This is a genomic window from Streptomyces sp. NPDC001530 (genome assembly GCF_042894545.1).
Taxonomy (GTDB): domain Bacteria; phylum Actinomycetota; class Actinomycetes; order Streptomycetales; family Streptomycetaceae; genus Streptomyces.
This window is the reverse complement of record NZ_JBIAVS010000004.1, coordinates 17,791-39,653: the sequence shown is the minus strand read 5'-3', so window position 1 is coordinate 39,653 and position 21,863 is coordinate 17,791. Positions and strand designations below refer to the sequence as shown.

The following is a 21,863-nucleotide window of genomic DNA, read 5'->3' as shown; positions in this document are numbered from 1 at the left end:
ATCGCACATGCCGCAAGGATCCTCTCAGCTGCCGTCCAGAGGTGCCGCTCAGCCGACGCGCAGAGGTGCCGCTCAGCCGCCGTTCAAAAGTGCCGCGCATCGCGTCGTCCTCGTCGTCGACGAGAACTCGAACCCCTTCGAGATGAGCTGCGCCATGGAGATCTTCGGGCTGCGCAGGCCCGAACTCGGCCGGGAGCTGTACGACTTCCGACTGTGCGCCGCGACCCCACGGACCCGGATGCGGGACGGGTTCTTCACGCTCACCGGTGTCGCCGGTCTCGACGCGGCGGACAGCGCGGACACACTGATCGTGCCGAACCGGCCCGACACCGACGCCCCGCGCTCCCCGCAGGTCCTGGACGCCGTACGCCGGGCGCACGAGCGGGGCGCCCGGCTCATCGGCTTCTGCTCCGGCGCGTTCACGATCGCGGAAGCCGGGCTGCTGGACGGGAGGCGGGCGGCTTGCCACTGGATGTGGGCGGAGTCGTTCCGGACGAGGTTCCCGCAGGTGCGCCTCGAACCGGACGTCCTCTTCGTCGATGACGGGGACATCCTCACCGCGTCCGGCAGCGCGTCCGCGCTCGACCTCGGGTTGTACGTCGTCCGGCGCGACCACGGCGCGGAGATCGCCAACGCGGTGTCCCGCCGACTGGTCTTCGCCGCGCACCGGGACGGCGGTCAGCGCCAGTTCGTGGAGCGGCCCGTGCCCGACGTACCGGACGAGTCCCTCGCACCGCTGCTGGCCTGGGCGCAGCAGCGGCTCGGCGAACCGCTGACCGTCGCGGACCTGGCGGCGCGCGCGGCGGTCAGCCCGGCGACGCTGCACCGGCGTTTCCGCGCCCAGCTGGGCACCACCCCCCTCGCATGGCTCACGGGGGAGCGGGTCGCGCTCGCCTGCCGGCTCATCGAGCGCGGGGAGGAGCGGCTGGAGGTGGTGGCGGAACGCAGCGGTCTGGGAACCGCCGCGAACCTGCGCGCGCGACTGCGCGCGGTGACCGGACTCAGCCCGTCGGCCTACCGTCGGCGTTTCGGACCGCCCACCGGGGAACCGGTGATGGCATGAAACGCCTCGAAACGGGCGATGGCATGAGACACCTCGAAGCGGTGATGGCATGAGATACCTCGTACGCGACCGGCTCCTCGGCTTCGGCGACGACTACTGGATCGAGGACGACCGTGGCAACAAGGTCTTCTTCGTCGACGGCAAGGCCATGCGACTGCGGGACACCTTCGAGCTGAAGGACACCCAGGGCCGGGTCCTGATCGACATCCACCAGAAGATGTTGGCCCTGCGCGACACGATGATCATCGAGCGGGACGGCGACCCGCTGGCGACCATCAAGCGCAAACGCCTGTCCCTACTTCGCAACCACTACCGCGTGTCCCTCGTCGACGGCACCGAACTCGACGTCAGCGGCAAGATCCTCGACCGCGAGTTCGCCGTCGACTACGACAACGAACTCCTCGCCCAGATCTCCCGCCGCTGGCTCCACATCCGCGACACCTACGGCGTCGACGTCGTCCGCGACGACGCCGACCCAGCACTCCTGATCGCGGTGGCGGTGTGCGTGATCCACTTGGCGGAGAAAGAAAGGGCTGAGGAATGAAGCCGTTCCAGCTGCGGGCAATCGTGCCTCCCCCACTGCCTTGACGGCGTGGGGGGACCCCCACGCGGCACGGGTGGCGCTGGGGGTACCCCCTACTCGAAGAGCTTGGGGGAGGCACCCTGTCAGCGCAGGCAAGCGCGCCCACCCCGAGCTCAGCCCCCGCCCCGGGTGACCAATCAGCGGCGGCGAGGCACCGCGAGCCCCAGCACCCGGTCCTTCAGCGCCGGGAACTGCTCACGCGTAGCCGCCACCTTCGCGGGATCGAACTCCACGGTGAGCACCTCCTCACCGGCCCCCGCCTCCGCGAGAACCTCCCCCCACGGGTCGACCACGATCGAGTGCCCGGCCTGGGGAACTCCCGCATGCGTACCAGCCGTTCCACACGCGAGCACGAACGCCTGGTTCTCCACAGCCCGAGCCTGCGCCAGCAGCGTCCAGTGCGACCGCCTCCGCTCGGGCCACCCGGCGGGGATCACCAGCGTCTCCGCCCCCGCGTCGACGAGCCCCCGGAAGAGCTCGGGAAAGCGGAGGTCGTAGCAGGTGGCCACGCCGATCACGGTCTCCGGCAACCGCACCGTCACCAGCTCCGCCCCGGCCCCCATCAACACGGCCTCGCCCTTGTCGAAGCCGAAGCGATGGATCTTCCGGTAGGCGGCGGCGAGTTCACCGGAGGGAGAGAAGACGAGCGAGGTGTTGTACAGCGGCCCCTCGCCCGCGGCGGAGCCGCTGTCGGATGCAGCCCGCTCGGGAATCGAGCCCGCGTGCAGCCACACCCCCGCATCGCTCGCCGCCTTGGCCATCACCTCGTACGTGGGCCCCTCCAGCGGCTCGGCCTCCGCCCCGAACCTCTCGTACGCGAACGCACCGGTCGTCCACAGCTCGGGCAGCACCACGAGATCGGCACCGGCTTGTTCTCGTACGAGAGCCGCCACACGCTGCCGGCGCGAATCGACCGATTCGGTGTCGTTTACGTCGATCTGGAGCAGAGAGGCGCGCACACTACCACCGTCCTGGCATTCGAGCCGTCCATACGGGCCTACGATCGTCACACGAAAGCACTGCCGGGGTGCCTCACAGCAGCGTAACTTAGCGTCCCAAGACACCCGCTGCCTGTGCACTGCCCGCGTCCAACCGCCCGAGGGGTCCCGTTCCGTGAGTCTGCATCCCAGCCTTCAGTCCTACGCCGACGCCTGGACCCACTCGATCGACGCGATAGCCGAGCTGGTGCAGCCCCTTGTGGAAGGCGAGTGGAATCGGCGGACACCGTGCCCGGGCTGGTCCGTGCGCGACGTCGTCTCGCATGTCATCGGCCTCGACTGCGAGATGCTCGGCGACCCGCGGCCGATCCACACGCTCCCCCGCGACCTGTACCACGTGACGAACGAGCATCAGCGGTACATGGAGATGCAGGTCGACGTACGCCGCCACCACACCGCTCCGGAGATGACCTCCGAGCTGGAGTACACGATCATCCGCCGCAACCGGCAGCTGCGGAACGAGTCCCGGCAGCCCGACACCAAGGTGCGCGGCCCGCTCGGTACCGAGGTCACCCTCGAACAGGCCATGCGGAACCACGCGTTCGACGTCTGGGTGCACGAGCAGGACCTGCGCGCCGCCCTCGGCCGGCCGGGCAACCTCGACTCCCCGGGCGCGTACGTCGCCCGTGACGTCCTCCTCGCCGCCCTCCCGAAGGTCGTCGCCAAGGACGCGGGCGCCCCGGCGAACTCGGCGGTCGTCTTCGACGTCCACGGGCCCGTCGAGTTCCTCCGCACGGTCCGCGTCGACGCCGACGGGCACGGCTCGATAGACGGCGCCCCCTCCCTGGGCCCGGCCGCCACTCTCGCCCTCGACTGGGAAACCTTCGTCCGCCTGGCCTGCGGCCGCGTCCACCCCGACACCGTGGCAGACCGCATCAAGACAGAGGGCGACCCGGACCTGACGGCAGCGATCCTGCGACACCTCGCGGTGACGCCGTAGAAGTCTTCAGCCCCGGCCACCAAGCCCCAGCCCGTCCACCGCTCGAGGGCGAGCCGCCGCCAAGACCGCATCCCACCCACGCCGCCACACCCCTGCCCCCGCCGCACCCCTGCCCCCGCCGCACCCTCCACCCCGGTCGGCACCATCCAGCCCGTCCGGCGTTTGAGGACGAGGCCGTTCAGGCCGAAGCGGGGGTCTGGGGGGCGGCAGCCCCCCAGGTACGGGACGGGTAGGGGCGGAGGGGGCGAAAAACTACAAACCGCCCCACGCACCGCTACGCAGGCACGTGCACCGTCTCCACCCGGCTCGCCACCAACCGCTCGCGCTCCCTGCGAGCCGCCTGCTTCCGCAACCGGAAGATCTGGCTCAGGCCCACCGCCTGGAGCACGAACACGGCGGCGAAGGCGACACGGTAGTTGTCGCCGGTCGCGTCGAGGAGCACGCCGATCGCCAGCAGCGTCGTCATGGAGGCGACGAAACCACCCATGTTGGTGATGCCGGACGCGGTGCCCTGACGCTCGGGCGGGTTGGCGGGCCGGGCGAAGTCGAAGCCGATCATCGAGGCCGGGCCGCACGCCCCCAGCACCACGCACAGCAGCACCAACAGCCACATGGGGTCGTGCTCGGCGGGGTACGCCAGCGCCGCCGCCCAGACGACCGCGGTCGCCGTCACCGTACCGAGCGCCAGCGGAAGCCGCGCCGCGTGATGCCGGGCTACGATCTGCCCGTACACCAGGCCGACCACCATGTTGGAGAGGACGACGAGCGTCAGCAGCTCACCGGCCGCCGCCCGGCTGAGCCCCTGCGCCTCGACCAGGAACGGCAGGCCCCACAACAGCAGGAACACCATCGCCGGGAACTGCGTCGTGAAGTGCACCCACAGACCGAGCCGAGTGCCGGGCTCCCGCCAGGACGCCACGATCTGACGGCGGACGTACGCCGCCCCCTGGTGCGGGAACGGCTCCGGCTCGTGCCCCTCGGGGTGGTCCTTCAGGAACAGCAGCAGGAGTACGAGGACCACGACACCGGCGAACGCGCTGCCGGCGAACGCCGTCGTCCAGCCCACCCCGTGCAGCAGCCGCGCGATGACGAGGGTCGAGACCAGGTTGCCCGCCATGCCGGCCAGCCCGGCGAGCTGCGCGACCAGCGGACCGCGCCGGGCCGGGAACCACCGGGTGCCGAGCCGCAGCACGCTGATGAACGTCATCGCGTCGCCACAGCCCAGCAGCGCCCGCGAGGCGAGCGCCATGCCGTACGAGGGGGAGAACGCGAAGCCCAGCTGCCCCGCCGTGAACAGCACGACGCCGATGGTCAGCACCTTCTTGGTGCCGAGCCGGTCGACCAGCAGGCCGACGGGTATCTGCATGCCCGCGTAGACGAGGAGTTGGAGGATGGAGAAGGTGGACAGCGCGGAGGCGCCCACGTGGAAGCGGTCGGCGGCGTCGAGTCCGGCCACCCCCAGCGACGTACGGAAGATGACGGCGACGAAGTAGACCGAGACGCCTATGCCCCACACGGCGATGGCGCGCCGTCCGCCGGGCGGATCCCCGGGAAGCGTGGCCGAGGAGTTCATCGGACCTCGCCCCGCGCCAGGTTGGAGAACCAGCTGACGTGCCCGTGGATGAGCCCGACGACCGCCTCCGCGTCGCCGGAGCGCAGCGCTTCGAGGATCTGCTCGTGCTCGGTGAGCGTCTTGGTGATCCGGTCGGGGTGGGCATGCATCACGGCGACTCCCATCCTCAACTGACGGTCGCGGAGCTGGTCGTAGAGCCGGGAGAGGATCTCGTTGCCGCCGCTGCGCACGATCTCGGCGTGGAAGCAGCGGTCGGTGACGGCGGCTGCCGCCAGATCTCCGGCGGCGGCCTGCTCCTTCTGCTGGGCCAGCAACTCCTCCAGGCGTGCGATGAGCTGCGGTGAAGCCGGTACTGCCTTGCGCGCGGCGTGCTCTTCGACGAGCTGCCGGGTCTCGACCACGTCCGCGATCTCCTGCGCGGAGACGGGCAGGACGAGCGCGCCCTTCTTCGGGTAGAGCTTGATCAGCCCCTCGACCTCGAGCCGGAGCAGCGCCTCGCGCACCGGCGTGCGCGAGACCCCCACGGCCTCGGCGAGCTCGCCCTCGGTGAGCAGCGTCCCGCCCTCGTAGCGGCGTTCCAGGACACCCTGCTTGACGTGCGCGTAGACGCGGTCGGCGGCGGGGGGTTGCTTCATGGGCTGCTTCAGTGACGGGTTCGCGGGCACGGGTGGGGCTGAGGGCATGCGCACATCATAGATACAACACGTACGCATGGCCGCTCCCATTTCAGCATGCAGACCCCGGGCATCTCTCCACGTAACCCGTGTCACATATTTCTCACCCCTTCGCCGTACATCCCTTTGCGCGTCTCAAGAGTCCGTACGTGAGACGGCACTCCCATGTGTCGTTCTCCCAGGGGCATTTCGCGCATTCGGAGCGTTCATTTTGAATATCGGCATCAAGGGCACGCGTTTCCGCAGGGCCGCCGCTGTGACCTTCACGACCGGCGCCGTACTGGCGGCCGCAGCCTTCGGCGCGGCACCCGCGGGTGCCGTGACCACGCCCACAATCGCCGCCGCGGGCGGCTACGTGATGAACAGCGGCACCGGCACGACCCTCTACAAGAAGGCCGCGGACACCCGCCGTTCCACCGGCTCCACCACCAAGATCATGACCGCCAAGGTGGTGCTGGCCCAGTCGAACCTCAACCTGGACGCCACGGTCACCATCCGGTCGGCGTACAGCGACTACATCGTCGACAACAACTACGCCTCCTCGGCACACCTCATCGTGGGCGACAAGGTCACCGTCCGTCAGCTTCTGTACGGGCTGATGCTGCCGTCCGGCTGCGACGCCGCGTACGCGCTCGCCGACAAGTTCGGTTCGGGCACGACGCGCGCCGAGCGCGTGAAGTCGTTCATCGGCAAGATGAACACCACCGCGCAGAGCCTCGGCCTGACGAACACGCACTTCGACTCGTTCGACGGTATCGGCCACGGCGCCAACTACTCGACGCCGCGCGACCTGACGAAGCTCGCCCGCAGCGCGATGAACAACTCCACCTTCAAGTCGATCGTGAAGACGGTCAAAACGACGCAGAAGGTCACCACCCAGAGCGGCGGCTACCGCTACTACACCTGGGAGAACACCAACAAGCCGCTGCTGACCGGCTACACCGGCACGATCGGCGTCAAGACCGGCTCCGGCCCCGAGGCCAAGTACTGCCTCGTCTTCGCCGCCACCCGCGACGGCAAGACGGTCATCGGCACGGTCCTCGCCTCCACGTCGATCGACGCCCGCACGGCGGACGCGAAGAAGCTGCTGAACTACGGCTTCGCCTTGTAGGGCACACACACGGCGAAGGGGGCCTGCCGCGCACCGCGCGGCAGGCCCCCTTACGTGCCTCTGCGAGGATCAGCCGTGCATGAGCGGCGAGCCGTACAGCTCCTTGGTGATCGCGCCCTTGCCGTCACCCTCGATGTCGTACACGACCGTCGAGTCCGAGGACCAGTACAGGTCCTTGTTGTACGTCACCGACGGCGCGGTGCAGGTGCTCGCGGGGCCGGGCTCACCGGGGCCCGAGTAGTTGGCGTTGAACAGGGTCGTCCAGTCACACGTCTTCGAGGCCACGATCTTGTCGTCGCCACCCGAGTCGGTACGCGACTCGACACGTGTCGTGATCTTGAACGAGGTGAATCTCTTGCTGTTGTCGATCACCTGGTCGTCGACGATGTTCCAGGTGACGTTGCTCGACGCGGTCACCTTCCCCGAGGTGACGTCGGCGCAGTTCTCTATGTAGTACGTCGTCTCGGGCTTCTGGCCCGGGAAAATGATGTTGAACTGGTGCGCGAACGAGTCCGAACACGAGCTGACCGCAGCCGCCGGAGAGGCGAACGCGATACCGCCGGCGAGCGCGCCGCCCACGAGAGCGAACGTGGCGAGGGACTTGCCCACCGTCAAGGACTTGCCCACCGTCAAGGACTTTCCAACCGTCAAGGGATTTCCTTTCGAGAAGGGCCCACGTCCGAAAAAGTGGGCCCGCCGAACCACTTCCGAGTCGGCGGGCTCGTGCGCTGTTTCCCCCCGCCAGCTGCCGAATGGCTGGTCGAACCACCCGACGGTGGTGATCTTAGGCAGGCAAAGATCAAGGACAGCCGGTAATTCGAAACTTGGCTTGTTCCATTCGCTCAGAACACTCGGGGCCCCATGCAAAGGGCGCCCCCTCTCGAACGAGAAGAGGCGCCCACTGACGGAGTGCGGGCTTATGCCCAGGTGATCAACCGCTTCGGCTGCTCCAGGATCGCCGCCACATCGGCGAGCACCTTGGAGCCCAACTCGCCGTCGACCAGGCGGTGGTCGAAGGACAGCGCCAGCGTGGTGACCTGACGGGGCTTGACCTTGCCCTTGTGGACCCAGGGCTGCAGCTTGATCGCGCCGACCGCGAGGATGGCGGACTCGCCCGGGTTGAGGATCGGCGTGCCCGTGTCGATGCCGAAGACGCCGACGTTCGTGATGGTGACCGTGCCGCCCTGCATCGCGGCGGGCGAGGTCTTGCCCTCACGCGCCGTGGCCACCAACTCGCCGAGCGACTCGGCCAGTTGGGGCAGGGTCTTGGCGTGGGCGTCCTTGATGTTCGGCACGATCAGACCACGGGGTGTGGCGGCGGCGATGCCCAGGTTCACATAGTGCTTCTGGACGATCTCCTGGTTGGCCTCGTCCCAGGACGCGTTGACCTCGGGGTTGCGCTTGATCGCGACCAGCAGGGCCTTGGCGATGAGCAGCAGCGGGTTCACCCTCAGCCCCTGCATCTCCTTGTCCTGCTTCAGCTCCTCGACGAGCCTCATCGTGCGCGTCACGTCGACCGTCACGAACTCGGTGACATGCGGCGCGGTGAACGCCGAGCCGACCATCGCGGCGGCCGTGGCCTTGCGGACACCCTTGACCGGGATACGGGTCTCGCGCGCCGAGTCGTAGGTGACGACCGGGGCGGGTGCCTGGACGCGGGCGGGAGCCGGGGCCTCCTGAACGGCAGGGGGCGCGGCGGATGCCGGAGTCGCCGCCGCGTGCACGTCCTCGCGCGTGATGATGCCGTCCGGGCCCGACGGCGTGATCGTCGTCAGGTCGACGCCGAGGTCCTTGGCGAGCTTGCGGACCGGTGGCTTGGCGAGGGGGCGCTGCTTGGCGTGTCCGTGGCCGTTGAGCTCGCCCTGGATCGCGGTGGCCGCGTAGTACGTGCCCGGGGCCTCGGACTGCTGGGCCGGGGCCTCGACGCCCTTGCGGGGGCGCCGCTTGGTGGAGGACTCGGCGACGCCGTACCCGACGAGGACCGGCTTGCGGCCCTCGGACTTGGGCTCCTCGGCGGCGGGAGCGGCAGGAGCGGGGGCGGGTGCCGCGGCGGCCTGGGGCTCGGCGGGGGCCTCCTCGGCGGGAGCACCACCGGCCACGTCCACCGCGATGATCACCTGGCCGACGTCCACCGTCGTCCCCTCGGGGAAGCGGAGTTCGCGCACCACACCGTCGTACGGGATGGGCAGCTCCACCGCGGCCTTGGCCGTCTCGACCTCGCAGACGACCTGGCCGTCGGTGACGTGGTCACCAATCTGGACGTACCACTTGAGGATCTCCGCCTCGGTGAGTCCCTCGCCCACGTCGGGCATCTTGAACTCGCGGAGCCCCGACGCGTTCTCAGTCATCGTCGTCACGACCCTCTCCTCAGTACGCCAGCGAGCGGTCGACGGCGTCGAGCACCCGGTCCAGGCCCGGAAGGTACTCCTCCTCCAGGCGCGCCGGCGGGTACGGGGCGTGGTAGCCGCCGACCCGCAGGACGGGTGCCTCCAGGTGGTAGAAGCACCGCTCCGTGATGCGGGCGGCGATCTCCGCGCCCGTACCGAGGAACACCGGGGCCTCGTGCACCACGACCAGGCGGCGGGTCTTCTCGACCGAGGCCTGGAGGGAGTCGAAGTCGATGGGGGACATCGAGCGCAGGTCCAGGACCTCGACCGACTTGCCCTCCTCCTGGGCGGCCGCGGCGGCCTCCAGGCAGACCTTCACCATGGGGCCGTACGCGGCGAGCGTCAGGTCGCCGCCCTCGCGCACCACGCGTGCCTTGTGCAGGGGTGAGGGGATCGCGTCCGTGTTGACCTCGGACTTGTCCCAGTAGCGCCGCTTCGGCTCGAAGAAGATCACCGGGTCGTCGCTCTGGATGGCCTGCTGCATCATCCAGTAGGCATCGCTCGCGTTCGACGGGGAGACCACCTTCAGGCCCGCCACATGCGCGAAGAGCGCCTCGGGGGACTCGGAGTGGTGCTCGACGGCGCCGATGCCGCCGCCGTACGGAATGCGGATGACGACGGGGAGCTTGATCTTGCCGAGCGCCCGCGCGTGCATCTTCGCGAGCTGCGTGACGATCTGGTCGTACGCCGGGAAGACGAAACCGTCGAACTGGATCTCCACCACCGGGCGGTAGCCGCGCAGGGCGAGGCCGATCGCCGTGCCGACGATGCCCGACTCGGCGAGCGGGGTGTCGATGACCCGCTCCTCGCCGAAGTCCTTCTGGAGCCCGTCGGTGACCCGGAAGACACCGCCGAGCTTGCCGACGTCCTCGCCCATGATGAGGACCTTGGGGTCGGCGTCGAGGGCCGTGCGCAGCGACTCGTTGATCGCCTTGGCCAGCGCCATCTTTTCCGCAGCCATCGCTACTTGCCCTCCCCTTCATCCGCGAACGACGCCTGGTAGGCGGCGAACTGGGCCCGCTCCTCGTCGACGAGCGCGTGCCCGTCCGCGTACACGTTCTCGAAGATGGCGAAGTGGTCCGGGTCCGGCATGGCCCGTACGACTTCGCGTACTCGTTTGCCCAACGCCTCGCTCTCGGCTTCGAGTTCCGCGAAGAATCCCTCGTCCGCGTGGTTTGAGGCCTCCAGGTACGTGCGCAGGCGCAGGATCGGGTCCTTCGCCTCCCAGGACTCGCGCTCCTCGTCGGCCCGGTACTTGGTCGGGTCGTCGGAGGTGGTGTGCGCGCCCATGCGGTAGGTGTACGCCTCGACGAGCGTGGGGCCCTCGCCGCGGCGGGCCCGCTCCAGCGCCCACTTGGTGACGGCCAGGCAGGCGAGAACGTCATTGCCGTCGACGCGGACGCCCGGGAAGCCGAAGCCCTGCGCGCGCTGGTAGAGCGGGACGCGGGTCTGCTTCTCGGTCGGCTCGGAGATGGCCCACTGGTTGTTCTGGCAGAAGAACACGACGGGGGCGTTGTAGACCGCGGAGAAGGTGAAGGACTCGGCGACGTCGCCCTGGCTGGAGGCGCCGTCTCCGAAGTACGCGATCACGGCCGAGTCGGCGCCGTCCTTGGCGACGCCCATGGCGTAGCCGGTGGCGTGCAGCGTCTGCGAGCCGATGACGATCGTGTACAGGTGGAAGTTGTTGCTGTTCGGGTCCCAGCCGCCGTTGTTCACGCCACGGAACATGCCGAGCAGGTTCGTCGGGTCGACCCCGCGGCACCAGGCGACGCCGTGCTCGCGGTAGGTCGGGAAGACGTAGTCGTCCTCGCGGGTGGCCCGTCCCGAGCCGATCTGGGCGGCCTCCTGGCCGAGCAGCGAGGCCCACAGGCCCAGCTCGCCCTGGCGCTGCAGGGAGGTGGCCTCGGCGTCGAAGCGACGGGTCAGCACCATGTCCCGGTACAGACCGCGCAGCTCGTCGGGGGTGATGTCGGCGACGTACGGGTCGTACGTGGCGTCCTTGACCCGCTTGCCTTCCGGGGTCAGCAGCTGAACGAGCTCGGGCCCGTCGCCCGTCGTACCCTTCTTGGCGGCCGCGCTGGTGCGCTTGCTCGCGGCGCTTTTCGTACCGGTCGTACTGGCGCTGCTCTTCGCACCGGTCGTCCCGGCGCTGCGTCGCGGCTTGCGCGCGGCAGTGCTCTCCACGGTCACGTGTGCTCCTCCGTCGGTCCGGCCCCCGGGGTTGCCGGGTAGCCAGTGCGGCTCGCCTATTCCAGGTACCCGTGCACGGGGTGGGTGCCACTCGGTCGGGAACAGGCGTGACAGGTGCCCCGGCGAGCGCCCTGCAACTGCCACGTTACCCAGTGCTTCACAATTCTGTGAAACCCCTCCTGACCTGCGATTTTGATAGGAAATCCAAGTACTTTCAAACGTGGATTTCCTACTAAATCAAGTCGGTCGGGAACAGCCGCTGGTCACAGCACTGGTTACAGCCTTGCAGGGGGCCGGAACACCGGCACGTTATCCCGGTGACCCCGGGCACGGGAAGAGTTCACCTGGGGCAATGCCCATGATCGCGCGTGACACCGACAGTATGCGCGAAAACGGGAAAATCACCGTATTTCTCATCGACAATCACGAAGTGCTGCCCCGCGGTGGCCTGGAACGGCAGTTCCAGCACGTCCTGTGACTGCCCCGTGATCAAAGACGACTGTCTGTGACAAACGCGAGGTCAGGGCATCAGCTCGTGCCCTAGCATCTGGCGCGTGCCGCGCTCATCTGTACCACCCCCTGTGTCTCACGCGCCCCCTCTGGGCGCCCTCCTCCGCCAGTACGCCGCCGGGTCCGCGCTGACCTGCGAACCCGTCGACCAGGGGCTGCTCAACCGCGGCTACCGGCTGTGCACCACCCGCGGCCGGTACTTCCTCAAGCACCACTTCGACCCGGAGACCGCCGACCCCGCCGCCATCGCCCGCCAGCACCGGGCGACCCAGCGCCTCGCGGACCTCGGCGTCCCGGTCGCCCCACCGCTGACCGGCACCGACGGGCGCACGGTCGCCGTCATCGGGGGCCACGCGTACGCGCTGCACCCCTGGATCGACGGACGCCACCGGCACGGCGGCCAGCTCACCACGGAGCAGTGCACGCGCCTGGGGGCGCTCCTGGGCGTCGTACACGCGAGCCTGGAACGCGTCATGCCGCCGGAGGGGCGGACGGTGGCGAATCCGGCCGACGGCTCCGGGGCGGCCAACGCCGAGTCCACGGAAGACGCCGAGGCGGCCAACGCCGAGCCCCCAGAAAGCGCCGCGCCCGCCGACGCCGAGTCCCCGGAAGGCGCCGATCCCGCCCGAGGCGCCGACCCCTCCGACACCTTCGCGCTCATCGACCGCCTGCTCGCCCAGGTGCGCCGCCACCGCCCCACCGACGCCTTCGACGAACTGGCCCGGCACCGGCTCCTGGAGCGGCGCGCCCTGCTGGAGCGGCACGCCGACCGGCGGCCTCCGCAGGGCGGCTCGGTGGGCTGGGTGCACGGCGACTTCCACCCGTTCAACCTGCTCTACCGCGACGGCGAGCCGGCCGCGATCGTCGACTGGGACCGGCTGGGCGTCCAGCCGCGCGCCGAGGAGGCCGTCCGCGCCGCGGTGATCTTCTTCGTACGGCCCGTCGGCACGCTCGACCTGACGAAAGTGCGGGCCTACGCGCGCGCGTACCGGCGTACGGCGGGCGCCACCCCCTCCGAACTCACGGCCGCCGTGCACCGCGTGTGGTGGGAGCGCCTGAACGACTTCTGGATACTGCGCTGGCACTACGAGCGCGGCGACACCCGCGCCGATCCGCAGTTCCCGGCCGCCTCGGCGCTGGCGGTGTGGTGGACGCGGGAGTACGAGTCGGTGTGCGAGGCTTTCGTGGGGTGAGCGTCGGCCCGGTGGCAGTCACAGCGACCTGATCGTCGGCCCAGTGGCCGTCACCAACGGCACGCGCGCGTGGAGCCCGTTTTCGGGCCGCACGCGCGCGTGGAGGGTGTTTTGATCAGCGGGCCAGTGGCCCGGCGCGGGTCAGGGGCCCTCGCCACCGCCCGCCACCGTGCCGGCGTCGGTACCGCCGTCCGCCGGATCCGTCGGCGTAGTCGGCTCCACCGTGGGAGTCGTCGGCTCGTCCGTCGGCTCCGCGGTGGTCGGCGTCGTCTCGGTCGGCTCCTCGGTCGGCTCGTCGGTCGGCTGACTGGTGTCGCTCGGGGAGGGGGTGTACGACGGCGTGTAGTCCTGGCCGCCGCCCGTGCTGGTCGAGTCGTCCGTGGTCTCGTCCGTGGGCTCGCCGGTCGCCTCGTCGCTCGGCGTCTCGCTGGACTGGTCGTCCGTGCGGGAGTGGGTGGCCGTCGGTGACTGCGTCGTACCGGTGTCGTCGCCCGTGCTGCTCCCGGTGTTGTGGAGCGCGAGCGCGACACCCGCCGCGATCGCGATCACCGCGAGGACGGCGAGGATCCACAGCTTGCCGCGGCCGCTGCCCTTGTTGCCGTGCCCTTCGAAGCCGCCGTCGTCCCCGCCCCCATAGCCGCCGCCGTACCCGCTGGGCAGGATCGGCTGCGGGATCTGCGTGGTGCCGGAGTCACCGGGGTGCGGCAGCGCGGTCGTGCCCGCGAAACCGCCCGCAGGGGTGTGCACACCCTCGTGCATGGTGACCGGGCCGGTGTTCCAGGTGCCGGTGTGGCTGCCCTGGTCGTACAGCATCTGCAGCCCGTACTGGACGAGCCCGCGCATCTCCTCGGCGGTCTGGAACCGGTCGTCCGGCTCCTTCGCGAGCGAGCGCATGACGAGCCCGTCCAGCTCCGGCGGCGCCGCGTCCGAGGCCTCGGACGGGGGCACCGGAATGTCCTGAACGTGTTGGTAGACCACCGACAGCGGCGTCTCACCGGTGAACGGGGGCCGCAGCGCGAGGAGTTCGTAGAGCAGGCAGCCGGTCGCGTACAGGTCGGAGCGGTGGTCGACGGCCTTGCCGAGCGCCTGCTCCGGGGAGAGGTACTGCGGTGTGCCCATGACCATGCCGGTCTGCGTCATCGTCGACTGCGCGCCGTGCAGGGCGCGCGCGATGCCGAAGTCCATCACCTTGACCGCGCCGGTCTGCGTGATGATCACGTTCGCCGGCTTGATGTCGCGGTGCACGATGCCGTGCTGGTGCGAGTAGGCGAGCGCCTCCAGGACACCGGAGACGATGATCAGCGCCTGCTCGGGCCCGGGGGCCTCGGCGTTGATCAGGAGATCGCGGATCGTGCGGCCCTCGACGAGCTCCATCACGATGTACGGGACGACGCCGTGGCCGACCACGTCCTCGCCGGAGTCGTACACGGCGACGACGGCGTGGTGGTTGAGCCCGGCGACCGACTGGGCCTCGCGCGTGAAGCGGGCCTTGGACACGGGGTCCTCGGCCAGGTCGGAACGGAGCAGCTTGACCGCGACCGTGCGTCCGAGGCGTACGTCCTCGGCCGCGAACACCTCGGCCATGCCGCCCCGGCCGAGTCTGCGGGTCAGCCGATATCGGCCGTCGCCGACCAGCCCGCCGTTACCCCACATCTCCGGCGCATCTGACATACCGCCGCCAGTCGCCTCGGGGTCGGACGGGCCCTGAGCGCGCTGCTGCTGTGCCATCAGTCCTCGCCGTCGTTTCTGCCCGCGGTCTGCGCGGTGGTTGTTACGGTCTCCGTCGGGCCACGCTACAGGCTCGGCGCAAGGCGCCGAGCCGAGATGGACGTGAGATGGACCGGCCATCAAACCCGCCACAGGGGCCCGCGTGCAAATTCTGTGTACCGGCCGCACGGCACCTGTAACGCTTCCGCGACGCTTCTTTCGCAGACGGTCACGGAACGGGCACCGAGCTTGACGTGTCAGTGCCCTGGGGCAGACTTGGCCGGGAATAAGCCAATGGATCACCGAAGACCGGCCGCGCACCGCAGAGTTGCGCGCCGCACAATAGATCACGGACCGCGGGAGCAACCAGCCGCTGCCGCCGCGCCGATGGGGGACGCAGAACATGAGCCAGGACGGCGCACAGGGCCGGTACGCGGGGCGTGCGGTCGCCGGCGGCCGCTACCAGCTGCGCGATCTGCTCGGCGAGGGCGGCATGGCCTCGGTGCATCTCGCGTACGACTCGGTGCTCGACCGCCAGGTGGCGATCAAGACGCTGCACACCGAGCTCGGCCGTGAGCAGGCGTTCCGCGAGCGGTTCCGCCGCGAGGCCCAGTCGGTGGCGAAGCTCACGCACACGAACATCGTCTCGGTCTTCGACACCGGCGAGGACGACCTCGACGGCATGACCACTCCGTACATCGTCATGGAGTACGTCGAGGGCCGCCCGCTCGGCTCCGTGCTCGACCAGGACATCGCGCAGTACGGCGCCATGCCCGCCGACAAGGCTCTCAAGATCACCGCGGATGTGCTGGCGGCCCTGGAGATCAGCCACGAGATGGGCCTGGTCCACCGCGACATCAAGCCGGGCAACGTGATGATGACGAAGCGCAACGTCGTCAAGGTGATGGACTTCGGCATCGCCCGCGCCATGCAGTCCGGTGTCACCTCGATGACGCAGACCGGCATGGTCGTCGGCACCCCGCAGTACCTCTCCCCCGAGCAGGCGCTCGGCAGAGGCGTGGACGCGAGATCCGACCTGTACTCGGTCGGCATCATGCTGTTCCAACTGGTCACCGGGCGGCTGCCGTTCGAGGCGGACTCCCCGCTGGCCATCGCCTACGCGCATGTCCAGGAGGAGCCGGTCGCGCCCTCCTCGATCAACCGCTCACTGCCCCCGGCCGTGGACGCGCTGGTCGCCCGCGCGCTGAAGAAGAACCCGAACGAGCGTTTCCCCAGCGCCGAGACCATGCGCGACGAGTGCCTGCGCGTGGCCCAGTCGTTCCAGGCCGCCGCGCCGAGCATCGTGCCGGGCGCCCAGACGTCGAGCGGCGCGGGCGTCGGCTCCGCCGTCTTCCCGCCCGTCGAACAGGGCACTCCGGCACCGGGCCCCGTACAGACGCCGTACCAGCCGGGCCCGTACGGCACGCCGGCCCCGGCGCCGTCCCCCGCCCCTTCCCCGGCGTACGGCTATCCGCAGCACGGCGGCTACCAGACTCCGCCGCAGACCGCGGCGTACTCCCCGCAGCAGGCATCGTCCACTCCGCCGCCGTACAACATCACGCCCCAGCCCATGACGCCCGTCTCGGGCGGTTCGGGGGGTCGCAAGACCAACAAGGGCGTCATCGTCGGGTCGATCGTGGTCGCGCTCGTCGCGATCGGCGGCCTGATCACGGCGCTCACGCTGAACGGCGGCAGCGACGACGACAAGAAGGGCGGCGACGCCAGCAAGTCGCCGACCGTGGTGGCGGGGCACAAGGACCCGGACACCTCGAAGACGATCGAGACGGAGAAGTGCACGGATCCGGTCGAGTCGTACGACGACCCGGACAAGATCCAGGTCCCGGACTTCTCCTTCAAGAACCTCACCTCGGTGAAGTCCTGCTTCCAGGCCGCCGGCTGGCAGATGAAGGTCTCCCGCGTCGACGAGAACACGTACGGCGAGGACACGATCATGGACCAGTTCCCCTCCGCGGGAACGGACGTCAACCCCAAGGACATGCCCGAGATCGAGCTCAAGGTCTCGACGGGCGACCCGTCCTGAGACATGGGCATGAGAACGGGCCCGGCACTTTGGTGCCGGGCCCGTTTCGTCCGGGGTGAGCTGAAGTCGTCCGGGGTGCCCCGGGGCTACAGGTACGGTCCGCCCGAGCGGCCGGCCGAGCGGTGGTCGTCGTCGCCGTCCGGGCCGCCGACGCCCGGCGGAAGGGCGCGGCGCATCTGCTCCAGCTGCGCCCTGGCCGCCATCTGCTGGGCGAACAGGGTCGTCTGGATACCGTGGAAGAGTCCCTCGAGCCAACCGACCAACTGAGCCTGCGCGATCCGCAGTTCGGCGTCACTGGGCGTCGCCTCGTCCGTGAAGGGCAGGGAGAGCCGCTCCAGTTCCTCGACGAGCTCGGGGGCCAGGCCGTCCTCCAGCTCCTTCACGGAGCTCGCGTGGATCTCCTTGAGCCGGACGCGGCTGGCTTCGTCCAGAGGCGCGGCGCGCACTTCCTCCAGCAGCTGTTTGATCATGCTGCCGATGCGCATCACCTTGGCGGGCTGTTCCACCATCTCCGTCACCGGGACCTCGCGGGAGTCCTCGTCTCCGGTGCCGCCAAGAGCCATTCCGTCCTGGCCTACGACCAGGATCTGAGGGTTCTCCGGCGACCTTTCGTTCCTCGGCATCTCCATGCCGCCCATTCTCTCGCACCCGTACACCACACCACGGTGGTGCCCCCGGTACTGGGTGATCCACCACGTACGCGGGCACCGTTTACGCCGGCGCGCACGAGGTGACGGTCACGCTCCGTCGAGATGCCGGATGCGCAGCGTCATGTGAGTCTGGTGATGTGACTCGACGGCTTCGCGCACTGCGAGCGACCGGACTGCTGCTGGTCCTACTGACCGGCGGCGGCGGACCCGCGTACGCCATTGGCCATTCCGCGTACGCCGCCGAGCCCGCCCCCAGCGCCGACGCCTCCCGCGCGGGGAGCCTCGCGGGCGAGGGCCGCATGCGGCCGGGGCGCCAGGACCCGGTGCCCGACCCCGAGGACAACGGGGACACGGAGCCCGACCCCGACCGCTCGGAGGCGGGCGACGCCCCCGAGCCGTCGCGCAATGACGCCGTGCCCGTCGAGCAGGGTGTCGTACGCCCCGGTCCCGCCCCCGAGCCCGTACTCGAAATCCTGCCGCTCGGCAGCGGCCTGATCCTCATCGGCCTGGGGCTGGGGCTGGCGTTCCTGGCACTGCGGGTACGGCGCGGCTGAACACCGCGGCGCCGGAACGCTCGCCGGGAAAAACCTAAGGAGCGCCGGGAAACCTAAGGAGCGACGAGCAGCACCTTTCCGATGTGGCCGCTCTCCTCCAGCACCCGGTGTGCCGCCCCCGCGTCGCTCATCGGCAGCTCGCGGTCGATGATCGGGCGTACATGGCCGGAGTCGATCAGCGGCCACACGTGCTCGCGTACGGCCGCGACGATCGCCGCCTTCTCGCCGAGCGGGCGGGCGCGCAGCGAGGTCGCGCTGATGGCGGCGCGCTTGTTGAGAAGGGCGGCGATGTTCAGCTCGCCCTTGATTCCGCCCTGCATACCGATGATCGCGAGCCGTCCGTTGACGGCGAGGGCCCGCACATTCGGGTCCAGATACTTGGCGCCCATGTTGTCGAGGATGACGTCGGCACCCCCGCCGTCCGTGGCCTGCTTGATCTCCTCGACGAAGTCCTGCTCGCGATAGTTGATCAGGATGTCCGCGCCCAGCTCGGCGCAGAAGTCGAGCTTCTCCTTGGTGCCCGCCGTCACCGCGACCTTCGCGCCGACGGCCTTCGCGAGCTGGATCGCCATGGTGCCGATGCCGCTGGAGCCTCCGTGCACGAGCAGGGTCTCGCCGGGGCGCAGGTGGGCCACCATGAAGACGTTCGACCAGACGGTGCAGGTCACCTCGGGCAGGGCGGCCGCCTGCCTGACGTCCAGGCCCGTGGGCACGGGCAGCAGCTGCCCGGCCGGAACGGCGACCTTCTGGGCGTATCCGCCGCCCGCGAGCAGCGCGCACACCTCGTCGCCGACCGCCCACCCCGAGACACCGGGTCCGATCTCGACGATCCGCCCCGAGCATTCGAGACCGGGGTACGGGGACGCGCCGGGCGGCGGGTTGTACAGGCCCTGCCGCTGCAGCAGGTCGGCGCGGTTGACGGCGCTGGCCACCACCTCGACCAGCACTTCGCCCTCGGCGGGCACCGGATCCGGGACCTCGTCCCACACCAGCGCCTCGGGCCCACCAGGTTCTGGAATCGTGATCGCGTACATGAGGGGGACGCTACTCCTGAGGCGCGCGGCCCCCTTCTGTGGGTGACCGTGTCATCGCCCTCAGCCGTTCTGCCAAAGGAGCAACCCCCGGTCCGGAGTTCGGGCGGAGGTGGGATCGACTCGCCGTCGGCCTGGGCGTCGCCGCGCGCAGGAGAAAGTTCACCCGAGGGACGACCCGATTCCGGCCATCACCCAGGGCAGATCGAGGAGTTCGAGTTCTTGGCCCGGGCGGGCCCCGCCGGGAGGTACGACCGCGAGGGCGTCGGACGCCGCGATGCCCCGCAGCATCGCCGGACCGTTGTAGTGCAGCGGCACGGCGAGGTCCGCGCGCAGTGCGACGGGGATGAGCCGGGTGTCGTACGGGTGGCCGTGCACGGCGTCCTTGAGGGGCAGCGTGTACGGCTCCGGGGCCGCGCGTCCGGCGAGGGTGCGCAGGAGGGGCTCGGCGAGCGTGAGCAGGCCGGAGACGGCGGCCAGGGGGTTGCCGGGCAGGCCGACGAGGTGCTGGTTCTCCTTGGTGCGGGCCAGCAGCATCGGGTGCCCGGGGCGCACCTTCACGCCGTCCACGAGGAGTTCGGCCCCGATGCGGGCCAGCGTGGGGTGGACATGGTCGACGGGGCCCGCCGCGGTACCGCCGGTGGTGACGATCAGGTCGGCGTCGGAACCGGTGATCGCCTTGTGCAGCGCCTTGGCGTCGTCGCCGAGCCTGCGCATCGCGACGACCTCGGCGCCAAGCGCACGCAGCCACGGCGGCAGCATCGGACCGAGCGCGTCCCGGATGAGCCCCTCCTGGGGCAGCCCCTCGGTGAGCAACTCATCACCGAGCACGAGGACTTCGACGCGCGGGCGCGGAACGGCGGCGAGCGTGTCGTACCCGGCGGCCGCGGCGAGACCCAGCACGGCGGGGGTGACCAGCACGCCGACCGGCAGCAGCTGATCGCCGCTGCGGCACTCCTGGCCGCGCGGGCGGATGTCCTGCCCGTGCACGACCTCCCTGGTCGCGTGCAGCCGCCCCTTGTCGTCGATCCGCCCGTGCTCGCTGCGCAGTACGGCGGTGACGTCCTGCGGGATGCGCGCCCCGGTGGCGATCCGCACCGCCTCGCCGTCGGTGAGCGCTTCCGGCTCCGCGTGCCCGGCGAGCACCCCTTCCTCCCGTACCTCCCAGGGCCCGGGTCCCGCGACCGCCCAGCCGTCCATCGCGGAGGTGTCGAAGGAGGGGAGATCCGTGAGCGCGGTGAGGGGGGCGGCGAGGACGAGGCCGAGGGAGGCGTCGAGGGGTACGGAGACGGGGGACCGGCGGGGCACGGAGCGGGCGGCTCGCTCGGCGACGACGCGGGCCTCGGGCCAGGGGGTGGCCTTGTGACGGGCGTGCGCGGCCCGCCGTCCGTGCTGCTCGGCCTCGGGGGCGGGCGCGGGCACCGAACGGCCCTCGGGGGCGGACGTGCCGTCTTCCTTCACCAAGGCGAGCGCCTCCTCGACGTCGAAGTCCTCGGCGTCCTGACTGTCCCAGGTGGAGCGGGCGGGGGTCATCCGGCGTCCGGCTTGGCTTCGGGGGTGGCGGTGGTGTCCGGCTTGGCCTCGGAGGTGGCTCCGGCGTCCGGCCTGGCGTCGGAGGCGGCGTCGGTGTCCGGCCTGGCCTCGGCGGTGGCTCCGGCGTCCGGCTTCGCGTCGGAGGCGTCCTCGTCGGCCCAGCGGAGCGCCAGCGCCGCGGCCTTGCGGGCGGCCTCGGCGACGGCTTCCGGGCCGCCGCCGGCCCGCGCGGCCGCGTACCCGACGAGGAACGTGGTCAGCGGCGCGGCAGGCCGGGCGACCCCGTGCGCGGCGTCACGGGCCAGGTCGAGCAGGACGCCGGTGTCGACGTCGAGGTCGATGCCCAGCTCGTCCTTGACTGCGGAAATCCATTCATCCAACACGTGCCCATGCTCCCTGATACGTGCCCGGGCGGCGGCGATGTCGTCCCAGGTGTCGCAGTCGAAGGACGCGACGGGGTCGGAGATGCGGGTGAGGTCGAGCGCGGCGGTGAGCCGGCGCAGCGGCAGCCCGGTGAGTTCGCCGTGGGCGGCGGCGAGCGCGGCCAGCTCGCGGCGCAGGGCCCCCGCCCGGTAGGCGGCGACCAGGGGTTGGTCGCGGCCGCTGGGGTCGGTGAGCAGCACACCGTCGGGTTTCGCCGGTCCCTCCGGGGCGCGGCTCTCCTGAAGGGGGGCCAGCAGGCGCCGTACCGTCCCTTCGTCCAGGAACGGCAGATCGGCCGAGAGTACGACGACGTACTGCGCGGTGGTGTGCCGCAGCCCGGCGTCGAGCGCGGCGAGCGGTCCCCCGCCGGGCGGGTCCTCGCGGGCCCACTCCACGGGGCGTGCGGTCGCCCTGGGCTCGGCCACGACGACCGTGTGGACGGCATCGGCGCAGGCGGCCAGCACCCGGTCGAGCAGCGCCCGGCCGCCCACGCGCACGCCGGGCTTGTCCACGCCGCCCAGCCGCCGCGCGGCGCCGCCCGCGAGCACGACGGCGTCGTACGGGACTTCCGCGCCGGGAGTGCGCGGGGGCTCGGGGCTGCCCGAGGGCTCGGGCGCGCCCGGTGGCTCGGGTGTACCTGGCGACTCGGGCATACCCGGTGGCTCGGGTGTACCCGGTGGCTCGTACGCGGTCATCCCCCGA

At 70.4% G+C, this 21,863-nt stretch carries 19 protein-coding genes; 7 read left to right on the top strand and 12 right to left on the bottom strand.

The window, feature by feature from the left end:
• Positions 1 to 7 precede the first annotated feature (7 nt).
• The gene (locus ACFY0T_RS08120) at positions 8 to 1,063 is read left to right on the top strand and encodes a GlxA family transcriptional regulator (protein WP_388865826.1); all 1,056 of its coding nucleotides are present in this window, start codon (positions 8 to 10) and stop codon (positions 1,061 to 1,063) included.
• Between the two features lie 49 nt (positions 1,064 to 1,112).
• Positions 1,113 to 1,607, top strand: coding sequence for an LURP-one-related/scramblase family protein (locus ACFY0T_RS08115; RefSeq protein ID WP_388865823.1), 495 nt, complete (start codon positions 1,113 to 1,115; stop codon positions 1,605 to 1,607).
• A gap of 176 nt (positions 1,608 to 1,783) precedes the next feature.
• Here the strand turns inward: ACFY0T_RS08115 and ACFY0T_RS08110 are convergent, their stop codons facing one another.
• Positions 1,784 to 2,605 carry a carbon-nitrogen family hydrolase gene (locus tag ACFY0T_RS08110; RefSeq protein WP_388865820.1) on the bottom strand — a complete coding sequence of 274 codons (822 nt, stop codon included), beginning with the start codon at positions 2,603 to 2,605 and terminating at the stop codon, positions 1,784 to 1,786.
• Positions 2,606 to 2,759: 154 nt separating this feature from the next.
• Here ACFY0T_RS08110 and ACFY0T_RS08105 point away from each other — a divergent pair, with 154 nt between their 5' ends.
• Entirely contained in the window at positions 2,760 to 3,584 is an 825-nt protein-coding gene (locus ACFY0T_RS08105) for a maleylpyruvate isomerase family mycothiol-dependent enzyme (protein ID WP_388865818.1), read from the top strand.
• 274 nt (positions 3,585 to 3,858) lie between these two features.
• Here the strand turns inward: ACFY0T_RS08105 and ACFY0T_RS08100 are convergent, their stop codons facing one another.
• Together ACFY0T_RS08100 and ACFY0T_RS08095 are read right to left on the bottom strand one after the other, a co-directional pair.
• Positions 3,859 to 5,157: a nitrate/nitrite transporter gene (locus tag ACFY0T_RS08100; protein WP_388865815.1), complete on the bottom strand. Its 1,299-nt coding sequence runs from the start codon at positions 5,155 to 5,157 to the stop codon at positions 3,859 to 3,861.
• Positions 5,154 to 5,840 carry a GntR family transcriptional regulator gene (locus tag ACFY0T_RS08095; protein ID WP_388865812.1) on the bottom strand — a complete coding sequence of 229 codons (687 nt, stop codon included), beginning with the start codon at positions 5,838 to 5,840 and terminating at the stop codon, positions 5,154 to 5,156. The genes ACFY0T_RS08100 and ACFY0T_RS08095 overlap by 4 nt, the downstream gene beginning before the upstream one ends.
• Positions 5,841 to 6,042: 202 nt before the next feature.
• On the opposite strand from ACFY0T_RS08095, the gene ACFY0T_RS08090 reads away from it, so the two are divergent.
• Complete coding sequence (locus tag ACFY0T_RS08090) at positions 6,043 to 6,942, top strand: D-alanyl-D-alanine carboxypeptidase family protein (protein ID WP_388865809.1); 900 nt, start codon at positions 6,043 to 6,045, stop codon at positions 6,940 to 6,942.
• Positions 6,943 to 7,011: 69 nt separating this feature from the next.
• Here the strand turns inward: ACFY0T_RS08090 and ACFY0T_RS08085 are convergent, their stop codons facing one another.
• From ACFY0T_RS08085 to pdhA, 4 genes are all read right to left on the bottom strand, one after another.
• Positions 7,012 to 7,593: a hypothetical protein gene (locus ACFY0T_RS08085; RefSeq protein ID WP_388865807.1), complete on the bottom strand. Its 582-nt coding sequence runs from the start codon at positions 7,591 to 7,593 to the stop codon at positions 7,012 to 7,014.
• Positions 7,594 to 7,859: 266 nt separating this feature from the next.
• The gene (locus ACFY0T_RS08080) at positions 7,860 to 9,299 is read right to left on the bottom strand and encodes a dihydrolipoamide acetyltransferase family protein (protein ID WP_388865805.1); all 1,440 of its coding nucleotides are present in this window, start codon (positions 9,297 to 9,299) and stop codon (positions 7,860 to 7,862) included.
• A gap of 10 nt (positions 9,300 to 9,309) precedes the next feature.
• On the bottom strand, positions 9,310 to 10,290 hold the full coding sequence (locus tag ACFY0T_RS08075) for an alpha-ketoacid dehydrogenase subunit beta (protein WP_388865802.1): 981 nt from the start codon (positions 10,288 to 10,290) through the stop codon (positions 9,310 to 9,312).
• A gap of 2 nt (positions 10,291 to 10,292) precedes the next feature.
• Positions 10,293 to 11,519, bottom strand: coding sequence for a pyruvate dehydrogenase (acetyl-transferring) E1 component subunit alpha (gene pdhA, locus ACFY0T_RS08070; RefSeq protein ID WP_388865799.1), 1,227 nt, complete (start codon positions 11,517 to 11,519; stop codon positions 10,293 to 10,295).
• Positions 11,520 to 12,100: 581 nt separating this feature from the next.
• Here pdhA and ACFY0T_RS08065 point away from each other — a divergent pair.
• Positions 12,101 to 13,222: a phosphotransferase gene (locus ACFY0T_RS08065; RefSeq protein ID WP_388865796.1), complete on the top strand. Its 1,122-nt coding sequence runs from the start codon at positions 12,101 to 12,103 to the stop codon at positions 13,220 to 13,222.
• Positions 13,223 to 13,363: 141 nt separating this feature from the next.
• On the opposite strand, the gene ACFY0T_RS08060 is transcribed toward ACFY0T_RS08065, so the two are convergent.
• Positions 13,364 to 14,950, bottom strand: a complete 1,587-nt coding sequence (locus tag ACFY0T_RS08060) for a protein kinase (protein ID WP_388865793.1) — start codon at positions 14,948 to 14,950, stop codon at positions 13,364 to 13,366.
• A gap of 382 nt (positions 14,951 to 15,332) precedes the next feature.
• Here ACFY0T_RS08060 and ACFY0T_RS08055 point away from each other — a divergent pair, with 382 nt between their 5' ends.
• Positions 15,333 to 16,970 (top strand): protein kinase, encoded by a 1,638-nt coding sequence (locus tag ACFY0T_RS08055; RefSeq protein ID WP_388865786.1) that lies wholly within the window; start codon positions 15,333 to 15,335, stop codon positions 16,968 to 16,970.
• Between the two features lie 86 nt (positions 16,971 to 17,056).
• Here the strand turns inward: ACFY0T_RS08055 and ACFY0T_RS08050 are convergent, their stop codons facing one another.
• Positions 17,057 to 17,599, bottom strand: a complete 543-nt coding sequence (locus tag ACFY0T_RS08050) for a bacterial proteasome activator family protein (RefSeq protein ID WP_388865783.1) — start codon at positions 17,597 to 17,599, stop codon at positions 17,057 to 17,059.
• Positions 17,600 to 17,757: 158 nt separating this feature from the next.
• Here ACFY0T_RS08050 and ACFY0T_RS08045 point away from each other — a divergent pair, with 158 nt between their 5' ends.
• Positions 17,758 to 18,174: a hypothetical protein gene (locus ACFY0T_RS08045; RefSeq protein WP_388865780.1), complete on the top strand. Its 417-nt coding sequence runs from the start codon at positions 17,758 to 17,760 to the stop codon at positions 18,172 to 18,174.
• Between the two features lie 53 nt (positions 18,175 to 18,227).
• Here ACFY0T_RS08045 and ACFY0T_RS08040 read toward each other — a convergent pair whose 3' ends face one another.
• The 3 genes from ACFY0T_RS08040 to ACFY0T_RS08030 form a co-directional block, all read right to left on the bottom strand.
• The gene (locus ACFY0T_RS08040) at positions 18,228 to 19,208 is read right to left on the bottom strand and encodes an NAD(P)H-quinone oxidoreductase (protein WP_388865777.1); all 981 of its coding nucleotides are present in this window, start codon (positions 19,206 to 19,208) and stop codon (positions 18,228 to 18,230) included.
• A gap of 159 nt (positions 19,209 to 19,367) precedes the next feature.
• A complete protein-coding gene (locus ACFY0T_RS08035; protein ID WP_388865774.1) occupies positions 19,368 to 20,738 on the bottom strand; it encodes a molybdopterin molybdotransferase MoeA in 1,371 nt (456 codons plus the stop codon).
• Positions 20,735 to 21,814, bottom strand: coding sequence for an NTP transferase domain-containing protein (locus ACFY0T_RS08030; protein WP_388867004.1), 1,080 nt, complete (start codon positions 21,812 to 21,814; stop codon positions 20,735 to 20,737). Before ACFY0T_RS08030 ends, ACFY0T_RS08035 begins: the two co-directional genes overlap by 4 nt.
• Positions 21,815 to 21,863 lie beyond the last annotated feature (49 nt).

Excerpts from the sequence above, each read along its gene's own strand:
- ACFY0T_RS08115 (WP_388865823.1), top strand. The coding sequence starts at position 1,113 with ATGAGATACCTCGTACGCGACCGGCTCCTCGGCTTCGGCGACGACTAC.
- ACFY0T_RS08120 (WP_388865826.1), top strand. The coding sequence starts at position 8 with ATGCCGCAAGGATCCTCTCAGCTGCCGTCCAGAGGTGCCGCTCAGCCG.
- ACFY0T_RS08055 (WP_388865786.1), top strand. The coding sequence starts at position 15,333 with ATGAGCCAGGACGGCGCACAGGGCCGGTACGCGGGGCGTGCGGTCGCC.
- ACFY0T_RS08095 (WP_388865812.1), bottom strand. The coding sequence starts at position 5,840 with ATGCCCTCAGCCCCACCCGTGCCCGCGAACCCGTCACTGAAGCAGCCC.
- ACFY0T_RS08100 (WP_388865815.1), bottom strand. The coding sequence starts at position 5,157 with ATGAACTCCTCGGCCACGCTTCCCGGGGATCCGCCCGGCGGACGGCGC.
- ACFY0T_RS08030 (WP_388867004.1), bottom strand. The coding sequence starts at position 21,814 with ATGCCCGAGTCGCCAGGTACACCCGAGCCACCGGGCGCGCCCGAGCCC.
- ACFY0T_RS08075 (WP_388865802.1), bottom strand. The coding sequence starts at position 10,290 with ATGGCTGCGGAAAAGATGGCGCTGGCCAAGGCGATCAACGAGTCGCTG.
- ACFY0T_RS08040 (WP_388865777.1), bottom strand. The coding sequence starts at position 19,208 with ATGTACGCGATCACGATTCCAGAACCTGGTGGGCCCGAGGCGCTGGTG.
- ACFY0T_RS08035 (WP_388865774.1), bottom strand. The coding sequence starts at position 20,738 with ATGACCCCCGCCCGCTCCACCTGGGACAGTCAGGACGCCGAGGACTTC.
- ACFY0T_RS08050 (WP_388865783.1), bottom strand. The coding sequence starts at position 17,599 with ATGGAGATGCCGAGGAACGAAAGGTCGCCGGAGAACCCTCAGATCCTG.
- ACFY0T_RS08060 (WP_388865793.1), bottom strand. The coding sequence starts at position 14,950 with ATGGCACAGCAGCAGCGCGCTCAGGGCCCGTCCGACCCCGAGGCGACT.